Here is a 25,449-nt window from a genome sequence, read left to right as displayed (position 1 = left end):
TCATTTCGGGTGCGAGGCCGCCGATTGGCGACCCGTGGCCACTCTGCGCGTCTATGCCGCCCTCGCCGGCGCCCTGGTGGCGACGTACCTGGTGTGGCCGTTCGACCTGCGCGGCTGGCCGTTCCTGGTGGTGACGCTCAGCGTCCTGCCGCCGGTCGTGATGGCGTTGCGGCGGGCGCCCAGGGGCTCACAGCAGGCCTGGTGGGCGCTGCTGGCCGGGATGATCTTCTACAACGTCGGCAACTTCATCTGGATCTGGCTGGTCACCTGGGGTGGCCGGCTCAGCGGTGACGGCAGCGCCGCCGACATCTTCCTGACCGGCGGGGCGTTGGGCGTTCTCGCGGCCGCGCTGGTGGTCATCGTGCAGCGCGGCCGTGGGGACGTGGGCGGCATCATCGACTCGGTGATCACCGCGGTCGCGCTCTCCGGGCTGCTCTGGGACACCGTCATGCTGCCCGCGTTCACCGCCCACAACATCCCGATCGAACAGCAGATCGGCACCTTCCTGAGCATTTTCATGATGGCCGGCACGCTGGGTGCGATGGTGCGGATCTCGGCCGGCGCGGGCCGTGAGCTGGCCCCGGTCCGGCTGCTCGCCCTGGGCCTGGGCTTCAGCCTGGTCGGCAGCGTGAGCGGCGCGCTCGCCTTCGACGACGGGGTGCGGGCCGACTGGACCAACAACGTCTATCTGGCCGGCTACGCGGCGCTGGGCTGCGCCGCGCTGCATCCGGCGGTGTCGGCGGTGACCACTCGCGGCCCGAAACCGGTGGACGACCTGACCACCGGCCGGTTGACCTTCCTCGGGTTCATGCTGGCGCTCGGGCCGCTGGTCGGCGGCGGCCGGGCGATGTTCGGCCTGCCCACCGACGGGGTGCTCATCGCGCTCTCGTCGGCCGGGCTGATCCCGCTGGTCATGGTGCGGATCGCCCGTTTGTCGACAGCCCGCCGGGAGGCCGAGCGGGCGCTGCACCGGCTGGCCACCTCGGACGCGCTGACCGGGCTGCCGAACCGGGCCGCCTGCGTCGACCGGATCGACCAGGAGCTGCGGACCGATCCGGCGGAGCTGGCGGTGCTCTTCTGCGACCTGGACGGCTTCAAGCCGGTCAACGACCGGCTCGGGCACGCGGCCGGCGACGACCTGCTGGTCGCGGTGGCCGACCATCTGCAGGCCGGGCTGCGCGAGGACGACCTGGTGAGCCGGTTCGGCGGTGACGAGTTCGTGGTCATCTGCCGCGGGCCGGGCGCGGTCGAGGCGATGTCGGACCGGATCCGGGGCTTGGTCGGCCGGGAGTTGGTCGCGGCCGGCGAGAAGGTGCGGATCGGGGTGAGCGTGGGCGTCGCGCACGCCGTCCCCGGCGACCGCACCGACGACGTGCTGACCCGGGCCGACATGGCCATGTACGAGGCCAAGAAGTCCAAGGCGATCGGCGTGCTCAGCCTCGCGACCGCGTAGCGGTCGTCATCCATCGCTACACGCGAGAGTGGCGCAGCGGCCAGGTCCGACCGCGGACCTGGCCGTGCTGATACGGGACCGTTCGGCGCCCGTATTATTCAGACCTTTTCTTTCAGCCGGCCTGTTCAGCCTGCCTGTTCGGCCAGCGCGAGGAACTGCTTCTTGGAGGACAACGCCTGCTCGGCTTCCTTGATGCGGCGGTTGTCACCGGCGGCCTGGGCCCGGGCCAGCTTCTCCTCGGCCTCGGCCACCTGCTCCCGCATCTGCTTCAGCAGCGGATTGTCCTGCGGGGCGGTCTTGCGCCAGGCCGAGTCCATCGCGACCCGGATGCGCTCCTCGGCGGCCCGCCAGCGACGGTCGAGCGACGCGGACGACTCACGCGGCACCCGGCCGGCGTCGTGCCAGGCGGCCTGGGCGTCGCGCAGCTTGTTCTGCGCGGCGCGCGGGTCGGCGTCGACGTCGATCGCCTCGAGCTCGGTGAGGATGGCCTGCTTCTTGTCGAGGTTGCCCTTGTATTCCGCGTCGCGAGCGGTGAAGACCTCGCTGCGGCGGGTGAAGAAGGCGTCCTGCGCGGCGCGGAACCGCTCCCAGAGCTTCTGCTCGGCTTCCTTGGCGGCGCGCGGTGCGGCCTTCCACTCGTTCATCAGCTCTTTGAGGCGGTTGGCCGTGCTCGACCACTCGGTCGACTCGGCCAGGCCCTCGGCCTCGGTGACCAGGTCTTCCTTCGCGCCCTGGGCCTGCTTGCGCTGGCCGTCAAGGGTGGCGAAGTGGGCGCCGCGGCGGCGGGTGAAGCCGTCCCGGGCGGCGGCGAAACGCTTCCACAGCTCGCCGTCGGTCTTCTTGTCGACGCCGCGGATGGTCTTCCACTCGTCGAGGATTTCCTTCAGCCGGTCGCCGGCGGTCTTCCAGCCGGTGGCGTCGGCGGCGATCTTCTCGGCCTCTTCGACCAGGGTGGTCTTGCGGGCCAGGGCCTCGACCCGGGCTGCGTCGCGGGCGGCGCGAGCCTCGCCGGCTTTCTCCTCGGCGACTCCGGCGAGCCGCTCGAGGCGGGCGGTGAGCCCGTCGATGTCGCCCACCACGTGCGCCTCGGCCAGCTCGGTGCGAAGACGCTTCACACTGGCCAGCGAGTGCGACGCGTCGGCCGCGCCGGTCTTGAGTCGGGCCTCGACCAGTTCGACCTCGGTGACCAGGTCGGCGAAGCGCCGAGCGAAGTGCGCCAGGCCCTCCTCGGGAGTGCCCGCCTGCCAGGAGCCGACCACCCGGTCGCCCTCCGCGGTCTTCACGTACACGGTGCCGTCGGCATCCACGCGTCCGAAAGCCGTCCAGTCGTTCATAACCCGTCCTCAGTCTCCCGGCGCCGGCCTCCCCGTCCAAGGGTGGCAAACGCCGCCATAGCGCAGCGGAACGCCAAAGCTTCTCATCGGCATTCTTTCTCGCGCATTGTCACAGGTCCAACCCGGTTATGGGGAAGCGCCCGCCGATGACCGTGGCCAAACCTTGTCCTACGGTTGCTCCGTGCCGTCAAGTGTGGTTCCGCGTGTGATCACCGTCGTGGGACCGACCGCCGCGGGAAAGTCCGCCCTGAGCATCGCTCTCGCCCACGAACTGGGCGGTGAGGTGGTGAACGCCGACTCGATGCAGCTCTATCGGGGGATGGACGTGGGCACGGCCAAGCTGACCGTCGCCGAGAGGCAGGGTGTCGCGCACCATCTGCTCGACATCTGGGACGTGACGGTGCCGGCCGCGGTGGCCGAATATCAGGCGCTGGCCCGCCGGGCGATCGACGACATCCTGGCCCGGGGCCGCGTTCCGCTGCTGGTCGGCGGCTCGGGGCTGTACCTTCGCGCGGTCCTGGAGGAGTTCGAGTTCCCCGGCACCGACCCGGCCATCCGGGCCCGGCTGGAGGAGGAGCTCGCCGCGTCCGGCACCGGACCGCTCCACGAGCGACTCCAGCAGTGGGACCCGGCCGCCGCGGCGGCCATTCTTCCCTCGAACGGGCGGCGGATCGTCCGGGCGCTGGAGGTGATCGAGCTGACCGGGCGGCCATTCACCGCGACCCTGCCGAAGCCGACCCCGCACTACCCGTCGGTGCAGATCGGGGTGGACCGCTCGGTGGCCGAGTTGGACGAGCGGATCGCCCTTCGGGTCGACCTGATGTGGGCCGGGGGGCTTTTGGACGAGGTGCGCGGGTTGCTTCCGCTGGGCCTGCGCGAGGGGCGGACGTCCGCCCGCGCCCTCGGCTACCAGCAGGCTCTCGCCCAGCTCGACGGCGTTCTGGCGGAGGAATCGGCTAAAGCGGACACGGTGCAGGGCACCCGCCGGTTCGTGCGCCGGCAGCGGTCCTGGTTCCGGCGCGATCCGGCGATCCACTGGCTGGACGGGGCGTCGGACACACTCGTGGCGGACGCTCTGGCGATTGCGGGATGATGGGCGGCGTGTTGTTCACCAAAGGCCACGGCACCGGCAACGACTTCGTGATCATCGCCGACCCGGACGGCGCCCTCGAGCTGACGCCATCCCAGGTCGCGGCGCTGTGTGACCGCCGATTCGGCATCGGCGGCGACGGCGTGCTGCGCGTGGTGCGCACCGCGAAGGACCCGGACGGCGCGGCGTTCGCCGCCGACGCCGAATGGTTCATGGACTACCGCAACGCCGACGGCTCGATCGCCGAGATGTGCGGCAACGGCGTCCGCGTCTTCACCCGCTATCTGATCTCGTCCGGGCTGGCCACGCCCGGCCCTGCGGGCCTGCCGGTGGCAACGCGAGCCGGCGTCGTGGTCGCGGTCATCGAGGGCGACCTCATCCGGGTGAACATGACCACCCCCCGGGTGTACGCGGCGAGCACCGCAACAACCGGACCCCTGACCTTCCCCGGGATGGCCGTGGACTGCGGCAATCCGCACCTGGTCTGCGCCCTGCACGACGGCGTCGAGCTGTCGTCGCTGGATTTGAGTGTCGCGCCGGATTTCGACACGGCGCTGTTCAGCCGCGGGGTCAACGTCGAGTTCACCGTCCCCGCCCCGCCGCTCGACGGTTTCGACCGGCATGTCGCAATGCGGGTCCACGAGCGCGGTTCGGGCGAGACGCTGTCCTGCGGTTCGGGCGCCCTCGCGGTCGGCGCGGTGGCTCTGCGTGACGCCGGCCTGACGACCGGGAAGGTCGCCGTGGAACTGCCCGGCGGCCGCCTCGAGGTGACCCACGACGCCGACGACCGCTGGTGGCTGGCCGGCCCGGCGGTGCTGGTGGCCAACGGCGAGATCCTCGACTGATGCGGCACCGGATCGCGCACCGCGGCTACTCGGCCGTGGCGCCGGAGAACACCCTGCCCGCGTTCGCCGCCGCCGTCCGGGCCGGCGCGACCCACGTCGAGTTCGACGTCCGCACCACCCTGGACGGCGTCCCGGTGGTCATCCACGACCGCACCCTGGACCGCACTACTTCTGGCACCGGTTACGTCTGGGACGCGGCCGCTTCGGATGTCCTGGCTCTCGATGCCGGCGCCTGGTTCTCCCCGGCCTGTGCGGGCGTGCGGGTGCCGACCCTGGCCGCGACGCTTGACCTGCTGACTCCGCCCGGCCCGTCGATCCTGCTGGAGATCAAGCCACCGGCGACCCTCGACCAGGTCAAGGCGATCGTCGAGCAGGTCGCCGAGCGCGACCTGCTGGCCCGCACGATCGTGCAGAGCTTCGACCCGGAGGTGGTCGCACTGGTCCGCACGGCCGCCCCCGACGTCCGCCGCGGCCTGCTCCGGATGTCGTTCGAGGCCGACACCGTGGAGCTGGCCCGCGAGCTGGGCGTGGTCTGCTGCAACCCGCCGGTCGACGACGTGCTGGCCGCCCCCGACCGGGTGGCCGAGCTGACCGGCCACGGCATCGAGGTGATGCCGTGGACCGCCAACGACCTGACCAGGTGGCCGGCCCTGGCCGCGGCCGGCGTCGCCGGCCTGATCACCGACCGCCTCGGCGAGCTGACCGGCTGGACGTCCGCTTAGAACGTCTCGGCCGGAGCCTCGGCGAGCTCGACCTCGGGAACCGCGGCCGCGTTGTGCGGGGCGTGGCCGCCGCGGACGACCGCGCGGATCGCCGCGGCGACCGCCGGGGTGACCTTCGGGTCGAAGACGCTCGGGACGATGACCGTGGGGTTGAGCTTGTCGACGCCGACCACGTCGGCGATGGCGTTCGCCGCGGCCAGGGCCATCTCCTCGGTGAACTCCTCGGCGGCCGAGTCGAGCAGGCCGCGGAAGACGCCGGGGAAGGCGAGCACGTTGTTGATCTGGTTGGGCTGGTCGGACCGGCCGGTGGCCACCACGGCGGCGTGCTTGCGGGCTTCCCGCGGGTCGACCTCGGGGTCGGGGTTGGCCAGCGCGAAGACGATCGACTTCGGGGCCATCTTGGCGATGTCGTCGCCGGTCAGCAGGTTGGGCGCGCTGACCCCGATGAAGACGTCGGCGCCCTCGATCGCGCCGGGCAGGTCGCCGGCGAAGTTGGCCTTGTTGGTGTTCTCGGCCAGCCACTGCCAGGTCGGCGTGAGGTCGGGCATGCCGCGGTGCAGGGCGCCCTTCCGGTCGTACGCGATGATGTCGCCCACGCCCTGGCGCAGCAGCAGCTTCATGATCGCGGTGCCGGCCGCACCGGCGCCGGAGACCACGACCCGCACGTCGGCCATGTTCTTGCCGACCACCCGCAGCGCGTTGGTCAGCGCGGCCAGCACGCAGATCGCGGTGCCGTGCTGGTCGTCGTGGAAGACCGGGATGTCCAGCTGCTCGCGCAGCCGCGCCTCGATCTCGAAGCAGCGCGGCGCGGCGATGTCCTCGAGGTTGATGCCGCCGTAGGCCGGCGCGATCGCCTTCACGATCCGCACGATCTCGTCGGTGTCCTGGGTGTCGAGCACCACCGGCCAGGCGTCCACCCCACCGAACCGCTTGAACAGCGCCGCCTTGCCCTCCATCACCGGCATGGCCGCGGCCGGGCCGATGTTGCCGAGGCCGAGCACCGCCGAGCCGTCGCTGACCACGGCCACGGTGTTGCGCTTGATGGTCAGGCGGCGGGCGTCGGCCGGGTTTTCCGCGATCGCCATGCAGACCCGCGCCACGCCCGGCGTGTATGCCCGGGACAGCTCGTCGCGGTTACGCAGCGCCACCTTCGAGCTGACCTCGATCTTGCCGCCCAGATGCAGCAGGAAGGTGCGGTCCGACACTTTCCGGACATCTACCCCATCCTGCTCCTCGAGCTGCTTCACGACCTGATCGGCGTGGTTCGAGTCGGCGGTGTCGCAGGTCAGGTCGACCAGAACCCGGGTGGGGTCCGAGTCGACCACGTCCAGGGCCGTCACGATCGCGCCGGCCTCGCCGACACACGTGGTGAGGCGTCCGATGGACGAGGCGTCCGCGGTAACTGCGATGCGGATCGTGATCGAGAAACCTGCGCTGGGCAGGCGGGTGGTCACCACGGTGTGTCCTCCGACGTCGGCAAGTGCTTCAAGGCATTCTTGCGCGTCCGGAATAGTGGTTTCCAATCCGGTGGTTATTACTGGTTCAAACACTCAACGTCAACGCCCGGCCCGCTTATGTAGATGCGCCTGCCCGCAGGACGTGCCACGATCGGGCCGAGGAGGTCACTTTTGCGAGACATCTACCAGGCACCCGTCCTTGACGACGCTTTTGGGCAGGAAGACCCGACCACGGGCGATCTCGAGCTCGAGGAGCGTCATTCACTCCGCCGGGTCGCCGGCCTGTCGACCGAGCTCACCGATGTCACCGAGGTCGAGTACAGGCAGCTGCGCCTCGAGCGAGTGGTGCTGGTCGGCGTCTGGACCGACGGCAGTGTCGAGGACGCCGACAACTCACTGACCGAGCTGGCCGCGCTGGCCGAGACGGCCGGCTCGCAGGTGCTCGAGGGCCTGATCCAGCGGCGCAGCCGGCCCGACGCGGCCACCTTCATCGGCCGGGGCAAGGTCGACGAGGTGCGTGACGTGGTCATCGCCACCGGCGCCGACACGGTCATCTGCGACGGTGAGCTCTCGCCCTCCCAGCTGCGCAAGCTGGAGTCGCAGGTCAAGGTCAAGGTCGTCGACCGGACCGCGCTGATCCTCGACATCTTCGCCCAGCACGCGAAGAGCAAAGAGGGCAAGGCGCAGGTCGAGCTGGCCCAGCTGCAATACCTTCTGCCGCGACTGCGCGGCTGGGGTGAGTCGCTGTCCCGGCAGGGCGGTGGCGCCGGCGGCGGTTCCGGCGGCGGCGTCGGCACGCGTGGTCCCGGTGAGACCAAGCTCGAGACCGACCGGCGCCGGATCAACACCCGCATCTCGCGCCTCAAGCGCGAGATCAAGAACATGCGGACCGTACGCCAGACCAAGCGCTCGCGCCGTCAGGCGAGCGGGATCCCGGCCGTGGCGATCGCCGGTTACACCAACGCCGGCAAGTCCAGCCTGCTCAACCAGCTCACCCAGGCCGGCGTGCTGGTGGAAAATGCGCTGTTCGCCACGCTCGACCCGACCACCCGGCGCACCGCCGCCGAGGACGGCCGGGTGTTCACGCTGTCCGACACGGTGGGCTTCGTCCGGCACCTGCCGCACCAGATCGTCGAGGCGTTCCGCTCGACGCTCGAGGAGGTGTCCGAGGCCGATCTGGTCGTGCACGTGGTCGACGGCGCGCACCCCGACCCCGAGGGTCAGGTCAGCGCGGTCCGCGAGGTGCTCGGCGAGGTCGGCGCGGACAAGATTCCGGAGCTGCTGGTCGTCAACAAGGTCGATGCCGCCGACGAGGAGACCCTGCTGCGCCTCAAGCGCACCTGGCCGGACGCGGTCTTCGTCTCGGCCCGCAGCGGCGCCGGGATCGCCGATGTGCACGTGGCGATCGCCGAGCGGCTGCCTCGTCCGGCCGTCGACCTGCGGATCATCCTTCCGTACGACCGAGGTGACCTGGTCGCCCGAATTCATCGGTCCGGTCAGGTACTCAACACCCGCTATACGGATGATGGAACCGAGCTGCAGGTACGGGTCAACGAGCAGCTCGCTGGCGAGCTGGAGTCATTCCGGCACTGAGAGTGGACTGCCCTGACCTGGGTTGATCCACGCGTAACACCGGTTCGGGACGCCGCATGCGACACTGATCGGATGCGGCGTCTCGTGTTTCCGGCTGTTGCAGCCATTGGGCTGGTGATGGTCGGTCCGTCCAGTGCGTTTGCGGATGATCCCAACCCCACGGTCAGCGTCAAGGCGACCGCGGGAAAATCAGTCTGCAAGGTGACCGACGAGCGGCTGGACGAGCTGTCCGGGATAGTCGCCACCAAGACCGGCTTCGTCGTGATCAACGACAGCGCGCCCGTCGAGAGTCACCGGCAGATCTTCTTCCTCGACACCAAGTGCAAGGTGGTCGATGAGGTTTCGTACAGCGGGAAGGGCCCGCGCGACCCGGAAGACCTGATCCTCTCGCCGGACGGCCAGACGCTGTGGATCGCCGACATCGGCGACAACGACTACGACAAGACCACCAGCCGGCCCACACTCACCCTGTGGACCATGCCGGTCGACGGGTCGAAGAAGCCGGTTGTCCACCGGGTGTCCTTTCCCGACGGTGACCACCACGACGCCGAGGCGTTGCTGCTCACCGGCGACAACATCCCGCTGATCATCACCAAGGAGATCGGCAAGGCGGCCGGCATCTACCAGCCGTCGGCGGCGCTGAAGACCAACAACGAGACCGGCGTCCCGCTGAAGAAGGTGGGCGAGCTCTCGGTCAACGCGACCGAGACGGCCGGAAATCCCTACGCGCGCATCGGCAACAAGACCATCGACGGCGGCGCGATCGCGCCCGGCGGTGGGAAGGTCGTGCTGCGCACCTACACCGACGCCCTGGAGTGGGACGTCACCGGCAACGACGTGCTGGCCGCGCTGAAGGGCAAGCCGCGCACCACCGGCCTGCCGAACGAAACTCAGGGCGAGGCGATCACCTACAGCGCGGACGGCAGCCTCTTCTACACGGTCTCCGACATGAGCGGCGACCACGAGACGCCCAACAGCATCCTGAAGTACACCCCGGCGACCACGGTCGCCACGGTGAAGAAAGCCTCCAGCGGCTCCGGCGGCGGTTCCGGCACCGCGTGGTACGCGGACCTCACCATCGACCAGATCACCTACCTCGTCGGCGGGGTCGGCCTGCTCGGCCTGCTCCTGGTCGGCATCGGTGTGCTCGGCATCACCCGGCACCGCAAGCGGGCGGCTTCGTCGCCTGCCTGGGCCGGCAACGACTCCCCGGAACCCGGCGATCCCGAGACCGAGCTGATCGGCGTCGGCGGCGCCCCGCAACGCAACGGCGTCTACGGCGGTTCCCGGTCCGGCGCGATTCCGCCCGGTGGTGGCTACGGTCCCGGTGGCGGCAATCCCAACCGCAGCGGCCCGGTCTACGGCGCCGGCGGCAGTGGCGGTGGCAGCCCGCAATACGCCCGGCCGCCCCAGGGCGGCCAGCCCCCGCGCGGCCCGCAGCAGCCGGCCCAGCCACCACGCGGCCCGCAGCAGCAGCCCGGCCGCGGTGGCCCGGTCTACGGCGCGCCCGGCGGCGGCCAGCAGCACGGCCAGCCCCCGCGTGGGCCGCAGGGCCAGCGCCCGCCCGGCCAGGGTGGCGGCGGTCCGGCTCAGGGCCAGCGCTCACCGGGCGTCTACGGCCAGCAGCCGGGCGGCGGCCAGGGTCGCCCGCCGCAGCGCGACGGTTACGCCGACCGCAACGGCCGCCCGGAGGGCCGCTTCGACAATCCCGGCTACCGCCGCTGAGCTACCTGATCAATAGAGGCCGGTCCAGTGGACCGGCCTCTATTTTGCACGTCAGACGCGGCGCAGGACGGCCACCACGCGGCCCATGATGGTCGCGTCGTCGCCGGGGATGGGGTCGAAAGCGGGGTTGGCCGGCATCAGCCAGACGTGGCCGTCGCGCTGGCGGTAGCTCTTGACCGTGGCCTCGCCGTCGATCATCGCGGCCACGATGTCGCCCGCGTTGGCCGTCGGCTGCTGGCGGACCACCACCCAGTCACCGTTGCAGATGGCCGCGTCGATCATCGAGTCGCCCTTGACCTCGAGCATGAAGACGTCGCCCTCGCCGACCAGCTCGCGCGGCAGCGGGAAGAACTCCTCGACGGCCTGCTCGGCCAGGATCGGGCCACCGGCGGCGATCCGGCCGACCAGCGGGACGTAGGTGGGCTGCGGGCGGGCGCGGCGCAGCGCCTCGTCGTCGACCATCTCGCTGGGTGCCCGCACGTCGACGGCCCGCGGGCGGTTGGGGTCGCGGCGCAGGAAGCCCTTGGTCTCCAGGGCCTTCAGTTGGTAGGCGACGCTGGACGGGGACACCAGGCCGACCGCTTCGCCGATCTCGCGGACGCTGGGCGGGTAGCCGTAGCGCTCGCCCCACTCCCGGATGAATTCCAGGATGCGCCGCTGGCGCGCGGTGAGGTCGGCGGTCACCAGGTCGGGGAAGTGGCTGACCACGGGGGTGACGGCCCGCAGCTGGGGGGTCCCGTCGCCGCGGGTTCGCGCCGGGGAGCGACGCGGGGTGATGTGTTGTTGCCGGCTGGTCCGGTCGTCGGTCGACACGTCCGCCCTTCCTGTCGGCCAGTGCCTGTCGGCACGTGGTGCGCTCGCGGAGCTGGGTCACGGCCCGGTCACGCCGTGGGGATGGCGATGGCCCGGATGACCCCTCTTGATGGGAAACCGTAATCGGGGGGTGCGACATATTCAAACATCTGTACGACTTTCTCTCGGCGTGTCGCTCGGAAGTGCTCGACTTCCGTACGCCTGTTCTGATAGACCGTCGTACGGGCGTTCGATCGAACGGGTGTCCTAGCGGACTTGAGAGGGTCGAGATGGTGGTACACAGCGTTCGGCAGGTTGCACCGCCGCTGCGACTGACGCGGCGTGGACGGGTTGTGGTGCTGGTTCTTCTGGCGCTGGTGGCCTCCCTCGCCAGCGCGGTGTTGTTCACCACGGCCTCCCGGGCCGACGATCAACCGGTGGTCGCGCCACCTACGCTCAAGGTCCAGCCCGGCGACACGCTGTGGGACATCGCGACCCGCGTGCGCCCCGGCCGCGACGGCCAGGCAGCCGTCGCTGAGATCCGCCGAATCAACCACCTGGACGGTTACGGTTTGACTCCCGGCCAGATTTTGATCTTGCCGCGAACGTGATGAAAAGCCGCCGTCAGTAGTCGCCGGTACACCGCACGTGTTGAGGCGGAAAATACGGCGCGTCGGCACGCTCTGAGCTTGCGCCCGCGTCTGCTTGGGCCTAGCGTCTACCCCAACATGTAGTAGTTACAAGGGTGTAAGTCATCCACTGGTTGGGGTTTCCCTCCCCGGTCCATCCACAGGCTGTTGACGGCGGCGCACAGTTAGCGACGTCGTTTTTGGCGTGCCCGGAGGACAATGGAGGGGGTTCCGGAAGGAGAATCGCGTGCGCTGCCCGTACTGTCGCCATGCCGACTCGCGCGTGGTCGACTCACGTGAGGCCGACGACGGTGCTCTGATCCGTCGCCGCCGCTCGTGCCCCGAGTGCGGCAAGCGGTTCACCACGGTCGAGGAAGCAGTTCTCGCAGTGGTGAAGCGCAGCGGCGTGACCGAGCCCTTCAGCCGGACGAAGATCATGAGCGGGGTCCGCAAGGCCTGCCAAGGCCGGCCCGTCGACGAGGACTCGATCGCACTGCTCGCGCAGAAGGTCGAGGAGACGATCCGGGCCAAGGGTGCGGCAGAGATCCCCAGCCATGAGGTGGGTCTCGCGATCCTCGTCCCGCTGCGGGAGCTCGACCAGGTGGCTTATCTCCGGTTCGCCAGCGTCTACAAATCCTTCGACTCGCTCGACGAGTTCGAGAAGGAGATTGCCGCGCTGCGCGACGCGACGGCTGATCGTGAGGCGGCGGCGGCCGCCCGATCAGCCAAGATCAACTAAAGACGAGCAGTTTCGACGAGGGGGAGCAGTATGGCCGGGGACGGCATCACAGCAGGTCGGCAGCGCAGTCGTGCAAATGGCAGCGCGCCGGCCGGGGGGCTGCGGGTCGAGCGGGTCTGGACGACCGAGGGCGTCCACCCGTACGACGAGGTGGAGTGGGAGCGCCGGGACGTCGTCATGACGAACTGGCGGGACGGCTCGATCAACTTCGAGCAGCGTGGCGTGGAGTACCCCGCGTTCTGGAGCGTGAACGCGGCGAACATCGTCACCACCAAGTACTTCCGCGGTGCGGTCGGCACCCCGGAGCGCGAGTGGTCGCTCAAGCAGCTCATCAACCGGGTCGTCGAGACCTACCGCAAGGCCGGCGAGAAGCACGGTTACTTCTCCACCAAGGCCGACGCCGAGCTGTTCGAGCACGAGCTGACCTGGATGCTGCTGCACCAGGTGTTCAGCTTCAACTCGCCGGTCTGGTTCAACGTCGGCACCAAGTCGCCGCAGCAGGTCAGCGCCTGCTTCATCCTGTCGGTCGACGACTCGATGGACTCCATCCTGGACTGGTACAAGGAGGAGGGGCTGATCTTCAAGGGCGGCTCCGGCTCCGGCGTCAACCTGTCCCGCATCCGCTCGTCCAAGGAACTGCTGTCGTCCGGGGGGACCGCCAGTGGCCCGGTGAGCTTCATGCGCGGCGCCGACGCCAGCGCGGGCACCATCAAGTCCGGCGGTGCCACCCGCCGGGCCGCCAAGATGGTCATTCTCGACGTCGACCACCCGGACATCGAGGAGTTCGTCTACACCAAGGCGCGCGAGGAGAACAAGATCCGCGCGCTGCGGGACGCCGGCTTCGACATGGACCTGGGCGGCGCCGACATCGTCTCGGTGCAATACCAGAACGCCAACAACTCGGTGCGGGTCAGCGACGAGTTCATGCGGGCCTACGAGGAGGGCACCGACTTCGCCCTCCGCGGCCGGCTGCACGGCGAGGAGATCGAGCGGGTCGACGCCAAGAAGCTGTTCCGCGGCATCGCGGAGGCGGCCTGGGAGTGCGCCGACCCCGGCATGCAGTACGACGACATCATCAACGACTGGCACACCAACCCCGAGACCGGCCGGATCACCGCGTCCAACCCCTGCTCGGAGTACATGTCGCTGGACGACTCGTCCTGCAACCTGGCCTCGCTCAACCTGATGAAGTTCCTCAAGGCCGACGGCGGCTTCGAGGTGGAGAAGTTCGTCAAGAGCGTCGAGTTCATCATCACCGCGATGGAGATCTCGATCGCGTTCGCCGACTTCCCGACCGAGAAGATCGGGGTCACCACCCGCGCCTACCGCCAGCTCGGCATCGGCTACGCCAACATCGGCGCCCTGCTGATGGCGTCCGGCCTGCCCTACGACTCGGAGGGTGGCCGCGGCGTCGCCGCCGCCATCACCTCGCTGATGACCGGCACCGCCTACCGTCGCTCGGCCGAGATCGCCGGTGTCGTCGGCGCCTACGAGGGCTACGCCCGCAACGCCGAGGCGCACAAGCGGGTCATGCGCAAGCACGCCGCGGCGAACGACGAGATCCGGACCAACAACCCGGTCGCCAACGAGATCGTCCGGGAGGCCACCAAGCAGTGGCAGGCCGGCAACAAGCTCGGTGAGAAGAACGGCTGGCGCAACGCCCAGGCGTCGGTTCTCGCCCCCACCGGCACCATCGGCCTGATGATGGACTGCGACACCACCGGCATCGAGCCCGACCTCGCCCTGGTCAAGTTCAAGAAGCTGGTCGGCGGCGGCTCCATGCAGATCGTCAACCAGACCGTCCCGCGCGCGCTGCGCAGCCTCGGCTACCCCGAGGAGCAGGTCGAGGCGATCGTCGAGCACATCGCCGAGAACGGCAACGTCGTCGACGCGCCCGGCCTCAAGCCGGAGCACTACGCGGTGTTCGACTGCGCCATGGGCGAGCGCGCGATCGCCCCGATGGGTCACGTGCGGATGATGGCGGCCGTGCAGCCGTTCATCTCGGGTGCCATCTCCAAGACGGTCAACATGCCGGAGACGGCGACCGTCGAGGAGATCGAGAACATCCACTACCAGGGCTGGAAGCTCGGCCTGAAGGCACTCGCGATCTACCGCGACAACTGCAAGGTGGGCCAGCCGCTCTCGGTGGCCAAGACCAGCAAGGCCGTCGAGGCTGCTGCGGCTCCGGTCGCCGAGGTCGAGAAGGTCGTGGAGAAGGTCGTCGAGTACCGCCCGGTCCGCAAGCGGCTGCCGAAGAAGCGGCCGTCGGAGACCGTGTCGTTCTCGGTCGGTGGCGCCGAGGGTTACCTCACCGCGTCGTCCTACCCCGACGACGGCCTCGGCGAGGTCTTCCTGAAGATGTCGAAGCAGGGTTCCACCCTGGCCGGCGTCATGGACGCCTTCTCGGTGGCGATCTCGATAGGGCTGCAGTACGGCGTGCCGCTGGAGACCTTCGTCGGCAAGTTCACCAACATGCGCTTCGAGCCGGCCGGCATGACCGACGACCCGGACGTGCGGATGGCCGCGTCGGTGATGGACTACATCTTCCGTCGCCTGGCGCTCGACTTCCTGCCCTACGACACCCGCGCCGACCTCGGCATCTTCACGGCGAAGGAGCGGGCCGCCCAGGTGCAGGCGGAAGCGGCGGCCGAGGTCGCCGCGGCGTCGGAAGAGCTCGCCGGGATGGCCGCGTCCGCCCCGGTGTCGGCTCCGGTCGGTGCCGCGTCGGTCCCGGTCGACATCGAGAAGGCCCCGCCGGCGAGCGTGGGCTCGTCGACCGAGCTGCTCGAGATCGTGACCGGACACTCGGCCGACGCACCGCTGTGCTTCACCTGCGGCACCAAGATGCGCCGCGCCGGCAGCTGCTACGTGTGCGAGGGCTGCGGCTCCACCTCGGGCTGCAGCTGACGATTCATCGATGATCCCCCGGACCGCTCGGCGGTCCGGGGGATCGTTGTTTCTCAGGCGCGCCAGCCGACGTTGAGGCGTTCCGGGCGTGGTGCCCGGCGTGCCTCCGGCTCGATGGTGTCCAGTAAGCGGGCCAGCCGAACCAGAACCGGGTCGGCCGCGTACCGGCTGCGCTCGTCGTGCAGGCCGTCGACCAGGTGCCGGAGCAACCGGGCCGCCTCGCCCTCGGTCTTCTCGAAGCGCAGCAGGGCCTCGTTGATCTGCTCGCGGGCCGTGCTGAAGGCCTCGGCGAGCAGTTCCGGGAGACGATCCTCGTCGAGGTCGTCCAGTTCTCTGATCGCCGGCGGCACCCACGTGCGCAGCAGGCCGGCGGGATGTGCGGTGGGGTCGCGGTCGACGATGCGCCGGTGCGGCACGCACAGCAGGAGAAGAGCACCGTTGCTCCGGGTGATCTCCACGTTGAACTCGAGTCGGCCGTCGAGGAACACCAGGATGGGTGTCCGGCAGCCAGGGAAATAGCAGGAACCCTCGGAAAGCGTCACCAATGCGGCGCGCCCCTCAGGTGATTTCTGTGTCAACTCTTCCATCGGTCGGCTCCCTGGGATTGAGGGCCGTTCTCGGCGGGGTATTAAAAGTCATGGCTATCCATGAAATGTTCTGCGAGACCGAGACGGCCGCCGAGGTGCTGTTCGTCTGTGCGGACGAGGCATGCGGGCGGCGGGTCGTCGTCGGTAAGTCCCGGCCGCGTCTGACGGTCATCGATCGCGGCGATTTCTCGGCCTCCCACGTCGGTTCGCTGGGCGGCGTCGTCGTCGACGGTATCGAGGCCGCCTGAGCGAGACGCGGCCGGGAATTCCCGCAGCTAGCGGGGGTCTTCCACCTTGATGATCGGGCCCTCGGCGTAGCCCATCATGTCGTAACCCACCGGCCCGAGATCCGAGTCGAGGAACGTGGTCACGATGATCTTGTAGACGCCGGACTGGGTGCGGTTGCCCGGGTCTTCCTCGGGCAGCGTGTTGGCCGGGACTCTGATCTTCGCCCGGTAGGCCTCGTCCTGGCTGAAGTTCGGGCCGCGAACCGGCACGTTCACGGTGCCCAGCAGAACCTCATCGCCGGGGCCCTGCGACTCGGCGTACGCCGTCACCACCCAGTCTTTGGTCCGGACCGACAGCGCGGTCAGCCACAGCGGGGTGAGGTTGCCGAAAATGTGCCAGCTGACGTCGATCTCGAATGGCTTGGAGCCGTCGACGACCAGGTTGGACTTTCCGATGGCCGGCCGTTCGGTGATACCGACGATGCCGGTGAATTCGCCCTGGATGGCGGGGTCGGTCGGTCCGGTGGGTGGAATGTTGGGATCGAAGCGATCGGTCATGAGTGATGCTCCCTTCGGCATGAGCGAATCGAGCGGTCGCATGTGCGCATGGGGCCCCGTGCTTCGATGTGGACCGGGGGATTCAAGCCGAAGGTAGACCTGCTGTCGCTCGGTAGTCAGCCGGATCAGCGACACGATCCGTAAGGATTGGCCACCGCGGTGGACTCGCGGACCACCAGGCGGCCGGGCTGCCGGATCACCCCGGCGTGCTGGTTGCCGTCGAGCAATGCGAACAGGTGCTGGGCGGCGGTCGTGCCCAGCTGCTCCAGGTTGAGGTCCACCGTGGTCAGTGGCGGGCGGCACTCGGTCGCCAGCACCTCCCAGTTGTCGTAACCGACGATCGCGACGTCCTCGGGCACGGTCCGGCCCAGGTCACGCAGGGCCTCGGTGACGCCCGAGGCGATCTGGTCACTGCCGCAGAAGATGGCGTCCACGTCCGGATGGGTGGCCAGCAACCGGGCGGTGGCGTGCCGGCCCCAGCGCTGCGACCACTGGCCGAACAGCGGCTCGCCGACCAGCGGCAGGCCGGCCGCGTCGAGGACCTCGATCATCGCCGCGGCCCGGTCGCGGGCCGCCCGGTAGCCCGGGTCGCCGGTGATGTGGGCGATCTTTCGGCGACCCAGAGTCACCAGATGCTCGGCGGCCAGGCGAGCGCCGCCCGCATCGTCGGCGATGACCGACAGGTCCGAAGGGTCGTCTGACTCGCAGTACGCGTACACCACCGGAACGGGAATCTCGCCGCTCAGCGACGGCCGGACCTGGTTGGAGTCGCCCAGGATGATGAAGCCGTCGACCTGCCGGGCCAGCAGCGTGCGGATGTAGTGCCGGCGCCGGATCGCGTCGCCGCGAGCGTCGCACAGCAGGACGCTCATCTGCTCGTTGCCGAGCGCGTTCTCGGCACCGAGCAGCACCGGGATCGCGAACCGGGCCGCCGACAACTCGTCGGTGAGCAGGCCGACCGTCCGGGTGTTGCCCGAGATCAGGCCGCGGGCCAGCACGTTCGGGTGGAACGCCAGTTCCTCCGCGGCCTGCCGCACCCGGTCGCGGGTGGCCGGGGCGACCTCGGGGCGCTCGTTGAGTGCCTTGGACGCGGTGGCCACCGAGACCCCGGCCCGTTTGGCGACGTCGGTCAGCGTCACCTGCGCGTGTCTCCGAGCCATCGCACACCCCCACCGAAAAGTTTTCGGCAGCTTAGCAGCACTGACCACTGTGGAAATCGACCGTTGACAGCATGGAAACACTTTGTCACGATGCCGAAAAGGTTTTCGTAGATTTCGGGGGACCGGGGCTATGACTGGACCTGTCGCACCATCGAGGGGCGCGCTGCGCCCGGTCGGCCCGCACCGGGTGTGGTTCACCGGGGGCTTCTGGCGGCACCGCCAGGTGATCAACGGCACTACGACAATGGAGCACTGCCGCACCTGGCAGGACCGGCTCGGCTGGACGACGAACTTCCGGGATCCGAGCGCGCTCACCCGCGGGCGGGAGTTCAGTGACTCCGAGGTCTACAAGCTGGTCGAGGCGCTCTGCTGGGAAACCGGGCGCCCCGGTGGCGAGGACCATCGCGCCGATCTGGCCGAGCTCACCGCGCTGATCGGGGGTGCGCAGGCCGCCGACGGTTACCTGCACACCGCGTACGGACGGCCCGGCCAGCCGGAGCGTTACGGCGACCAGAACTTCGGCCACGACCTGTACTGCGCCGGCCACCTGATCCAGGCGTCGGTAGCGGCCGCCCGCACCGGGGCCGCGCCGGGCCTGCTCGACATCGGGGTCCGGGCCGCCGACCACATCTGCGCCACGTTCGCCGACGAGGGGTTCTGCGGGCATCCCGAGGTGGAGACCGCGCTGGTCGAGCTCTACCGGGTGACCGGCGAGCGGCGCTACCTCGACCAGGCCGCCGCGTTCGTGAGCCGCCGCGGGCACCGAACGCTGCCGGAGCACGAGTTCGGCTGGGAGTACTTCCAGGACGCCGTGCCGCTGCGCTCCGGCAGGGTCTTCGGCGGGCACGCGGTCCGCGCGCTGTACCTGGCGGCCGGGGCGGTGGACGTGGCCGTCGAGACCGGCGACGACGAGCTGCTCGAGGCGGTGGCCCGGCAGTTCGACCGGACGCTGGCCCGGCGTACCCATCTGACCGGCGGCATGGGTTCCCATCACCGGGACGAGAGCTTCGGCGAGGATTTCGTCCTGCCGCCCGACCGGGCCTATTCGGAGACCTGCGCCGCGGTGGCCACCGTGATGCTCGCGCACCGGCTGCTGCTGGCCACCGGCGACCTGCGCTACGGCGACATCGTCGACCGGGTGCTGCACAACGTGATCGCCACCTCGCTCGGCGACGACGGCCGGTCCTTCTTCTACGACCAGACCCTGCACCAGCGGGTCCCCACGCCGGGCCGGGCGTCCTGGCTGCCAGTGTCCTGCTGCCTGCACAACATGGCCCGGCTGCTTGCCTCGCTCGGCACCTACTTCGTGTCCGAGGACTCCGGCGGTGTGCAGCTGCACCAGTTCGCGCCGATGCGGGTCGAGGCCGGCGGTCTGGTGCTCGACGTCGACACCGGTTACCCGGACAGCGGGACCGTCACGGTGACCGTGGTCGACGCACCGGACACCCCGCGCACCATCACGCTGCGCGTACCGGCCTGGGCGGCCGGCGCGGACGGCGTACACCGAAGGGTTTTTCGCAAGGGTGAGCGGATCCGCCTCGATCTGCCCATGCGTCCGCGATGGACGTTCCCCGATCCGCGGGCCGACGCGCTGCGCGGATGCGCAGCCGTCGAGGTCGGCCCGCTTGTCATGTGCGCCGAGTCGATCGACCTCGAGGACGACGTCCGCCTCGACGAGATCCAGGTCGATACCTCGGTGGCCCCGGAAATCGGCGCGGTGAAAGGCCGGCGCACCAAGCCGATCGACGAGAGCTGGCCGTACCAGAGTCACCGCACCACCACCGAAGGCCCCGATCCGGTCGTGGTTTCGCTGCTCCCGTACCACCGCTGGGCCCGTCGGGGCCCGTCCACGATGCGGATCTGGCTGCCCACAACAACCTGAAAGGGAGGTACGCGATGCCGCGTCCCCGGCTGGCACTCGCGTTGACCGTAGTACTGGCGACTATCGTGCTGACTCCCCCAGCACCCGCCGCAGCAGCACAGACGATCGGCTATCCGACGTTCTCCGGATCGGCCATCCCGGCTCCCCCCGTGGCGATGACGACCGGTAACACCATGCAGGCGATTTACAACGCGGAGAGTGGCGGCACCGACTTCTGGATGGACCGCCTGCTCGCCCGCGTCGGCAACGATCCGGCCGGCACCTGGCTGATGAGCCGGGGCCGGGCGGTGTTCATGAAGACCCACACGCCCTCGGTGCTCGGCTTCGGCGGCACGGTCGCGTACTGGGAGAGCATCAACGACCAGGCCGCGTTCACGGTGACCGCCGGATCGGGCACCTGGACCGAGCAGGTGGCGTCGCGCTGGCAGGCGCCGAGCCACTGGAAGAGCGTGCACACCAACGGATCGTTGCGGATAAACCAGACGAAGTTCATCACGCAGAACGACGTGGCGGTCGACAACCTGACGATCACCAACACGGGCACGGCGTCGCAGACCGTAGCGCTCCGGGTGACCTCCCCGTACGCCACGACGGTCAGCGGCACCGATCTGACCGGCCAGGTATCGGTCAAAAATGCCCTTACTGCGATTTATCCGCGGCTGTCGGGCGACGGCTTCACGGCGGCGAGCGCCGCGCTGACGCGAAGTGTGACGGTCGCGGCGGGCGCGTCCACGACCGTGAAGGTCCAGTTGGGCTTCGTGGCCAACGAGATCCCGGACTCGCTCACCGAATACAACGCTTATAAGGCACTAAACCCAGACACTGCCTTCAGTACGCATGTAAAGGCGTACAACCTCTGGTGGGCCCAGAACCTGCCCTACCTCGACGTCCCCGAGCCGGCGATCAAGAAGGAGATCTACTACCGCTGGTGGCTGATGAGGTTCAACTACCTCGACGCCAACATCCCCGGCCAGGACTTCCAGTTCCCCACTTCGGTCGAGGGAGCTCTGGGCTACAACAACGCCATCGTGCTCACCCAGCCGATGCACATCGACGACCTGAAGTACCTGCGTAACCCGGCGTATTCGTACGGCCCGTGGCTCTCGGTAGGCCAGGTCTCCAAGGGCGGACGCTTCGTAGACAACCCCGGTGACCCGGAGAACTGGTCGAACAGCTACACCCAGTACATCGCCGAGGCGGCCTGGAAGAGCTTCGAGATCCATGGCGGCCAGCCGGCCATCGCCGGCAACCTGGCCAAGTACGCCGAGGGCGACGTCAAGGGCCAACTGTCCTACTACGACCACAACAACAACGGCCTGATCGAGTACGACTGGGGCGCGCTCACCGGCAACGACGCCGACGCCGTCTCGTTCGACTGGCGCTCCGGCAACATGGACCGGGCCGAATCCGCATATGTCTACAGCGGAGCCGTCGCCGCCGCCCAGGCCTACGCCGCGATCGGCAACACCACCAAGGCCGCCGAGCTGCAGGCGATCGCCGACCGGATCAAGAACGCGATCACGACCTACCTGTGGGACTCGACCAACAAGCTGATCGAGCACCGGCACGTCGCCACCAACAGCCTGGTGCCCTGGAAAGAGATCAACAACTATTACCCGTACGCCGTCGGCGCGATGCCGAACACCGACGAGTACAAGCAAGCCCTGCGCCTGTTCGCCGACCCCGCCGAGTACCCGATCTTCCCGTTCTACACGGCGAACCAGAAGGACAAGGCGACGGCGGCCGCAGCCGGCTTCCCGGGCAGCAACAACTTCTCCACCATCAACTCGACGGTGCAGTTCCGGCTGTACTCCAGCGTGCTGCGCAACTACCCCAACCAGTGGATGACCACCGACGACTACAAGAAACTCCTCTACTGGAACACCTGGGCGCAGTACGTCGGCGGCAACACCGCCTGGCCCGACGCCAACGAGTTCTGGGCCGACTGGAACGCCGGCACCACCACCATCGACTACCGGTCCTGGATCCACCACAACATCCTCGGCAGCAGCAACTGGACCGTCATCGAGGATGTGATGGGCCTGCGCCCGCGCACCGACAAGCAGATAGAGCTGTCCCCGATCAACATCGGCTGGCCCAACTTCGCGGCCAACAACCTGCGCTACCGCAACGCCGACCTCAGCATCGTCTGGGACGACCCGGCCGACGGCGTGGTCAAGTACACCGGCATCCCGCAGGGTTACTCGATCTTCATCAACGGCACCCGGGTGGTCACCGTCGACAAGCTGGTTCCGCTGACCTGGAACCCCGACTCGGGCGCGGTCACGCTGCCGGCCGGCGGCAGCGTGCTTTACAACCAGGCGTACGCCGGACTCCAGTCCCCGACCCAGGTGACCCAGAGCAGCACCCAGATGGTCGACATGTTCAACAAGGCCGGCGTCGACCTGACCGCCGACCTGCCGAACTACGCCCAGGGCGCGGCCACCACCGCCTCCTACACGGCGTCCGGAACCGCCGGCGCCAACGCGGTCGACGGTTTCCCGATCAACGAGCCGCTGTGGGGCACCTCCGGTTCACCGAACGCCACCGACTGGCTCGAGCTCAACCTCGGCCAGCAGCGCACCGTCAACGAGGTCCGGCTGTGGTTCCGCAACGACCGGGCCACCAACCGCTACCGGCAACCGGCGTCCTATCAGGTCCAATACCTGAACGGCAGCACCTGGACCCCGGTGGCCACCGCCACCGGCCAGGCCAACTACAACGTGGTGCAGTTCGCCGCGGTCAACGCCACCCGGCTGCGGATCCAGGTGACCCACGCGAGCGGCTTCAAGACCGGCATCACCGAGGCGAAGGTCTACAACCGCGGGGGAGTGGTCACCCCACCGACCGACACCAACAAGGCGCTCACCGCTACTCCGACCGCCAGTTACACCTCGTCGTGGGAGAGCGTGCTCGCGCTGAATGACGGCATCGACCCGCCGTCGTCCAACGACACCGTCAACCGGCGCTGGGGCACCTGGCCCAACACCGGCGAACAGTGGGGCCTGCTGACCTGGCCGGCCGCGCAGTCGCTGTCCAGCGCGGATGTCTATTTCTTCGACGACAACGGCGGCGTCCGGGTGCCCGCGTCGTGGAAGCTCCAGTACTGGAACGGCACCGCGTACGTCGACGTGGCCGGCGCGTCCGGTTACCCGACCGCGGTCAACCAGTACAACCACGTCACCTTCACGTCGGTGAGCACCACCCGGCTGCGGGTGCTGCTGCAGAGCGGCACCGCGTCCGTCGGCCTGCTCGAAGTCAAGGCGTTCTGAGACGACGGCCCGCCCTCTTTCGAGGAGGGCGGGCCGTCCCCACCGTCGAGGAGGTCCCGTGTCTCTGACCCGTCGTACATTCCTGGCCGGCTCCGCTGCCGTCGGCGCCGCCGTCGTGTTCCCCGCTCCGGCCGTCGCGGCGCGCCCCGACACCGGCGTCGCGGCCTTCGCCTTCCCGCTGTCCGCCGTCCGCCTGCTGACCAGCCCGTTCACCGCCAACGCCGGCCGCACCCAGTCCTACCTGCAGTTCCTCGACGTCGACCGGATGCTGCACACGTTCCGGCTCAACGTCGGGCTCGGCTCGACCGCCACCGCCTGCGGCGGCTGGGAGTCACCCACCACCGAACTGCGTGGCCACTCCACCGGCCACCTGCTGACCGCGCTCGCCCAGGCCTACGCGAGCACCGGCGACACCGCTTACCAGACCAAGGGCAACCAGATCGTGACCGTGCTGGCCCAGTGCCAGGCCCGGGCGTCGGCGGCCGGCTTCAACACCGGCTATCTGAGCGCGTTCCCGGAGAGCTTCATCGACCGGGTCGAGCAGCGGCAGAGCGTGTGGGCGCCCTATTACACCCTGCACAAGATCATGGCCGGGCTGCTCGACATGCATCTGCTGGCCGGTAGCGCGCAGGCACTGACCGTGCTGGTCGGCATGGCGGCCTGGGTGAAGTTCCGCAACGACCGGCTCACCCTGACCCAGCGGCAGAACATGCTGGACACCGAGTTCGGCGGGATGAACGAGGTGCTGACCAACCTCTACCAGGTGACCGGGGACGCCACCCACCTGGCCGCGGCGCAGCAGTTCGACCACGCCGAGGTCTTCGATCCGCTCGCGTCCAATCAGGACGCTCTGAACAACTACCACGCCAACACCCAGATCCCGAAAGTGCTCGGCGCGATCCGCGAATTCCACGCCACCGGCACGACCCGGTACCGGGATATCGCGGTCAATTTCTGGGACATCGTGACCCGGCACCATACGTACGCGATCGGTGGCAACTCGAACGGTGAGTACTTCAAGGCGGCCGACCGGATCGCCAGTGAGCTGTCCGACACCACCGCCGAGTGCTGCAATTCCTACAACATGCTCAAGCTGACCCGGCAGCTGTTTCTCACCGACCCGTCCCGCATTGAATATATGGACTTCTATGAAAGGGCGCTCTACAACCACATCCTGGCCTCGCAGGACCCGTCGTCGGCGCATGGCTTCCAGTGCTATTACGTGCCGTTGCGGGCGGGTGGGATCAAGACCTACAGCAACGACTACAACAGCTTCGTCTGCTGTCACGGCACCGGAATGGAGAGCAACACCAAGTACGGCGAATCGATCTACTTCCACGACGGCGCGAGCACGCTCTACGTCAACCTGTTCATCCCGTCGGTGCTGACCTGGTCGGCCCGGAGCGTGACGATCCGGCAGGACACGTCCTTCCCCGAGGCCGGTTCCACCAGGCTGACCGTCACCGGCGCCGGCGCGTTCAGCCTGCGGATCCGGATCCCGGCGTGGGCCGCCGGGACGCAGATCCGGGTGAACGGTGCCGTCTTCTCCTCGCCGGCGGCCGGCGCCTACGCGACGGTCAGCCGGACCTGGGTCTCGGGCGACGTCGTCGACGTGACCCTTCCGATGGCGCTGACCCGGGAGGCGACGAACGACAACGCGTCGGTGCAGGCGGTCAAGGTCGGGCCGATCGTCCTGGGTGGACTCTTCGGCACGTCGAACCTGACCGCGCTGCCGGTGCTGGACCCGGCGTCGCTGGCGCCCACGGCCACGCCGCTGCAGTACACGGCGGGTGGGGTGGTGCTGGCTCCGTTCTACAAGGTGCACGGGCAGCGCTACAGCGTCTACTGGTCCATCGGGGGCTCGACCCTGGTCGCGCACTATCCGTTCGACGGGTCGGTGGCCGACGCCTCCGGCAACGGGCGGACCGCCACCCTCGTGGGTGGGGCGGCCTACGTCAGCGGGCGCAGTGGGCAGGCGCTTGATCTCAACGGCTCCACGGCGTACGCCTCCATGCCCGGCGGCCTCCTCGCCGGCGCGACCAATTTCTCCGTCGCCCTCTGGGCGCGGATCGACACTGTCACCACCTGGAGCCGGCTGTTCGACCTCGGCACCGGGACCGGTGCCTACCTGTTCCTCACCCCGCGTTCCAGCGCCGGCACCGCCCGGTTCGCCATCACCACCGCAGGCTCCGGTGGCGAGCAGCGGATCGACGCGCCGGCGGCGCTACCGGCCGGGGTCTGGACGCACGTCGCGGTCACCCGCAGTGGTGGGCTGGGCGTGCTCTACGTGAACGGCGCCGAGGTGGCCCGTAACGCGGCGCTGACCGCGACGCCGGCGAGCACCACCCAGAACTGGCTGGGCCGCTCCCAGTACGCCGATCCCTACCTGGACGGTGCCCTGGACAACGTGCGGCTCTACCACCGGGCGCTGAGCGCGGCCGAGGTGGCCGGCCTCTACACGAGCGGAACGTAAAGGA

19 protein-coding genes are annotated in these 25,449 nt (G+C 69.0%); 13 read left to right on the top strand and 6 right to left on the bottom strand.

The window, feature by feature from the left end:
• Positions 1–34: 34 nt before the first annotated feature.
• Entirely contained in the window at positions 35–1,453 is a 1,419-nt protein-coding gene (locus tag Ate02nite_RS05840; RefSeq protein ID WP_203800118.1) for a GGDEF domain-containing protein, read from the top strand.
• A gap of 125 nt (positions 1,454–1,578) precedes the next feature.
• Here the strand turns inward: Ate02nite_RS05840 and Ate02nite_RS05835 are convergent, their stop codons facing one another.
• A complete protein-coding gene (locus tag Ate02nite_RS05835; protein ID WP_203800116.1) occupies positions 1,579–2,787 on the bottom strand; it encodes a DUF349 domain-containing protein in 1,209 nt (402 codons plus the stop codon).
• A 205-nt stretch (positions 2,788–2,992) separates the two neighbouring features.
• On the opposite strand from Ate02nite_RS05835, the gene miaA reads away from it, so the two are divergent.
• The 3 genes from miaA to Ate02nite_RS05820 are packed head-to-tail and all read left to right on the top strand — an operon-like array spanning position 2,993 to position 5,444.
• Positions 2,993–3,880 (top strand): tRNA (adenosine(37)-N6)-dimethylallyltransferase MiaA, encoded by an 888-nt coding sequence (miaA, locus tag Ate02nite_RS05830; protein WP_239147153.1) that lies wholly within the window; start codon positions 2,993–2,995, stop codon positions 3,878–3,880.
• Positions 3,881–3,888: 8 nt separating this feature from the next.
• Positions 3,889–4,722, top strand: coding sequence for a diaminopimelate epimerase (dapF, locus tag Ate02nite_RS05825; RefSeq protein WP_203800103.1), 834 nt, complete (start codon positions 3,889–3,891; stop codon positions 4,720–4,722).
• Positions 4,722–5,444 (top strand): glycerophosphodiester phosphodiesterase, encoded by a 723-nt coding sequence (locus Ate02nite_RS05820; protein ID WP_203800092.1) that lies wholly within the window; start codon positions 4,722–4,724, stop codon positions 5,442–5,444. Before dapF ends, Ate02nite_RS05820 begins: the two co-directional genes overlap by 1 nt.
• Here Ate02nite_RS05820 and Ate02nite_RS05815 read toward each other — a convergent pair.
• On the bottom strand, positions 5,441–6,901 hold the full coding sequence (locus tag Ate02nite_RS05815) for an NAD-dependent malic enzyme (RefSeq protein WP_203800091.1): 1,461 nt from the start codon (positions 6,899–6,901) through the stop codon (positions 5,441–5,443). The two genes, Ate02nite_RS05820 and Ate02nite_RS05815, sit on opposite strands and share 4 nt — an antisense overlap.
• A 123-nt stretch (positions 6,902–7,024) precedes the next feature.
• Here Ate02nite_RS05815 and hflX point away from each other — a divergent pair, with 123 nt between their 5' ends.
• Positions 7,025–8,494, top strand: a complete 1,470-nt coding sequence (gene hflX, locus Ate02nite_RS05810) for a GTPase HflX (RefSeq protein WP_203800089.1) — start codon at positions 7,025–7,027, stop codon at positions 8,492–8,494.
• 72 nt (positions 8,495–8,566) lie between these two features.
• Positions 8,567–10,219 carry a hypothetical protein gene (locus Ate02nite_RS05805; protein ID WP_203800080.1) on the top strand — a complete coding sequence of 551 codons (1,653 nt, stop codon included), beginning with the start codon at positions 8,567–8,569 and terminating at the stop codon, positions 10,217–10,219.
• Positions 10,220–10,270: 51 nt separating this feature from the next.
• On the opposite strand, the gene lexA is transcribed toward Ate02nite_RS05805, so the two are convergent.
• Positions 10,271–11,032, bottom strand: coding sequence for a transcriptional repressor LexA (gene lexA, locus Ate02nite_RS05800; protein ID WP_203800078.1), 762 nt, complete (start codon positions 11,030–11,032; stop codon positions 10,271–10,273).
• A gap of 332 nt (positions 11,033–11,364) precedes the next feature.
• Between lexA and Ate02nite_RS05795 the strand changes: the two genes are divergently transcribed.
• The 3 genes from Ate02nite_RS05795 to Ate02nite_RS05785 all read left to right on the top strand — a co-directional run bounded on the left by Ate02nite_RS05795 (position 11,365) and on the right by Ate02nite_RS05785 (position 15,286).
• Complete coding sequence (locus tag Ate02nite_RS05795) at positions 11,365–11,622, top strand: LysM peptidoglycan-binding domain-containing protein (protein ID WP_239147152.1); 258 nt, start codon at positions 11,365–11,367, stop codon at positions 11,620–11,622.
• Between the two features lie 265 nt (positions 11,623–11,887).
• Complete coding sequence (gene nrdR / locus Ate02nite_RS05790) at positions 11,888–12,379, top strand: transcriptional regulator NrdR (RefSeq protein ID WP_203800076.1); 492 nt, start codon at positions 11,888–11,890, stop codon at positions 12,377–12,379.
• A 30-nt stretch (positions 12,380–12,409) separates the two neighbouring features.
• A complete protein-coding gene (locus Ate02nite_RS05785; protein WP_203800073.1) occupies positions 12,410–15,286 on the top strand; it encodes a vitamin B12-dependent ribonucleotide reductase in 2,877 nt (958 codons plus the stop codon).
• Between the two features lie 53 nt (positions 15,287–15,339).
• Here Ate02nite_RS05785 and Ate02nite_RS05780 read toward each other — a convergent pair whose 3' ends face one another.
• Entirely contained in the window at positions 15,340–15,873 is a 534-nt protein-coding gene (locus tag Ate02nite_RS05780; protein WP_203800053.1) for a hypothetical protein, read from the bottom strand.
• A gap of 50 nt (positions 15,874–15,923) precedes the next feature.
• On the opposite strand from Ate02nite_RS05780, the gene Ate02nite_RS05775 reads away from it, so the two are divergent.
• Positions 15,924–16,121 (top strand): hypothetical protein, encoded by a 198-nt coding sequence (locus tag Ate02nite_RS05775; RefSeq protein WP_203800051.1) that lies wholly within the window; start codon positions 15,924–15,926, stop codon positions 16,119–16,121.
• Positions 16,122–16,148: 27 nt separating this feature from the next.
• Here the strand turns inward: Ate02nite_RS05775 and Ate02nite_RS05770 are convergent, their stop codons facing one another.
• Positions 16,149–16,658, bottom strand: coding sequence for a hypothetical protein (locus Ate02nite_RS05770; protein WP_203800041.1), 510 nt, complete (start codon positions 16,656–16,658; stop codon positions 16,149–16,151).
• A gap of 125 nt (positions 16,659–16,783) precedes the next feature.
• On the bottom strand, positions 16,784–17,818 hold the full coding sequence (locus tag Ate02nite_RS05765) for a LacI family DNA-binding transcriptional regulator (protein ID WP_203800039.1): 1,035 nt from the start codon (positions 17,816–17,818) through the stop codon (positions 16,784–16,786).
• A 130-nt stretch (positions 17,819–17,948) separates the two neighbouring features.
• Between Ate02nite_RS05765 and Ate02nite_RS05760 the strand changes: the two genes are divergently transcribed.
• From Ate02nite_RS05760 to Ate02nite_RS05750, 3 genes are read left to right on the top strand one after another with little or no spacing between them, the layout of a single operon-like run.
• The gene (locus Ate02nite_RS05760) at positions 17,949–19,700 is read left to right on the top strand and encodes a glycoside hydrolase family 127 protein (protein ID WP_203800037.1); all 1,752 of its coding nucleotides are present in this window, start codon (positions 17,949–17,951) and stop codon (positions 19,698–19,700) included.
• Between the two features lie 14 nt (positions 19,701–19,714).
• On the top strand, positions 19,715–22,972 hold the full coding sequence (locus tag Ate02nite_RS05755) for a discoidin domain-containing protein (RefSeq protein ID WP_239147151.1): 3,258 nt from the start codon (positions 19,715–19,717) through the stop codon (positions 22,970–22,972).
• Between the two features lie 58 nt (positions 22,973–23,030).
• Complete coding sequence (locus tag Ate02nite_RS05750) at positions 23,031–25,445, top strand: glycoside hydrolase family 127 protein (protein WP_203800035.1); 2,415 nt, start codon at positions 23,031–23,033, stop codon at positions 25,443–25,445.
• The last annotated feature ends 4 nt before the right edge of the window (positions 25,446–25,449 follow it).

It is taken from the genome of Paractinoplanes tereljensis (assembly GCF_016862435.1).
Lineage (GTDB): Bacteria > Actinomycetota > Actinomycetes > Mycobacteriales > Micromonosporaceae > Actinoplanes > Actinoplanes tereljensis.
This window is presented reverse-complemented; position numbering and strand designations above follow the sequence as displayed.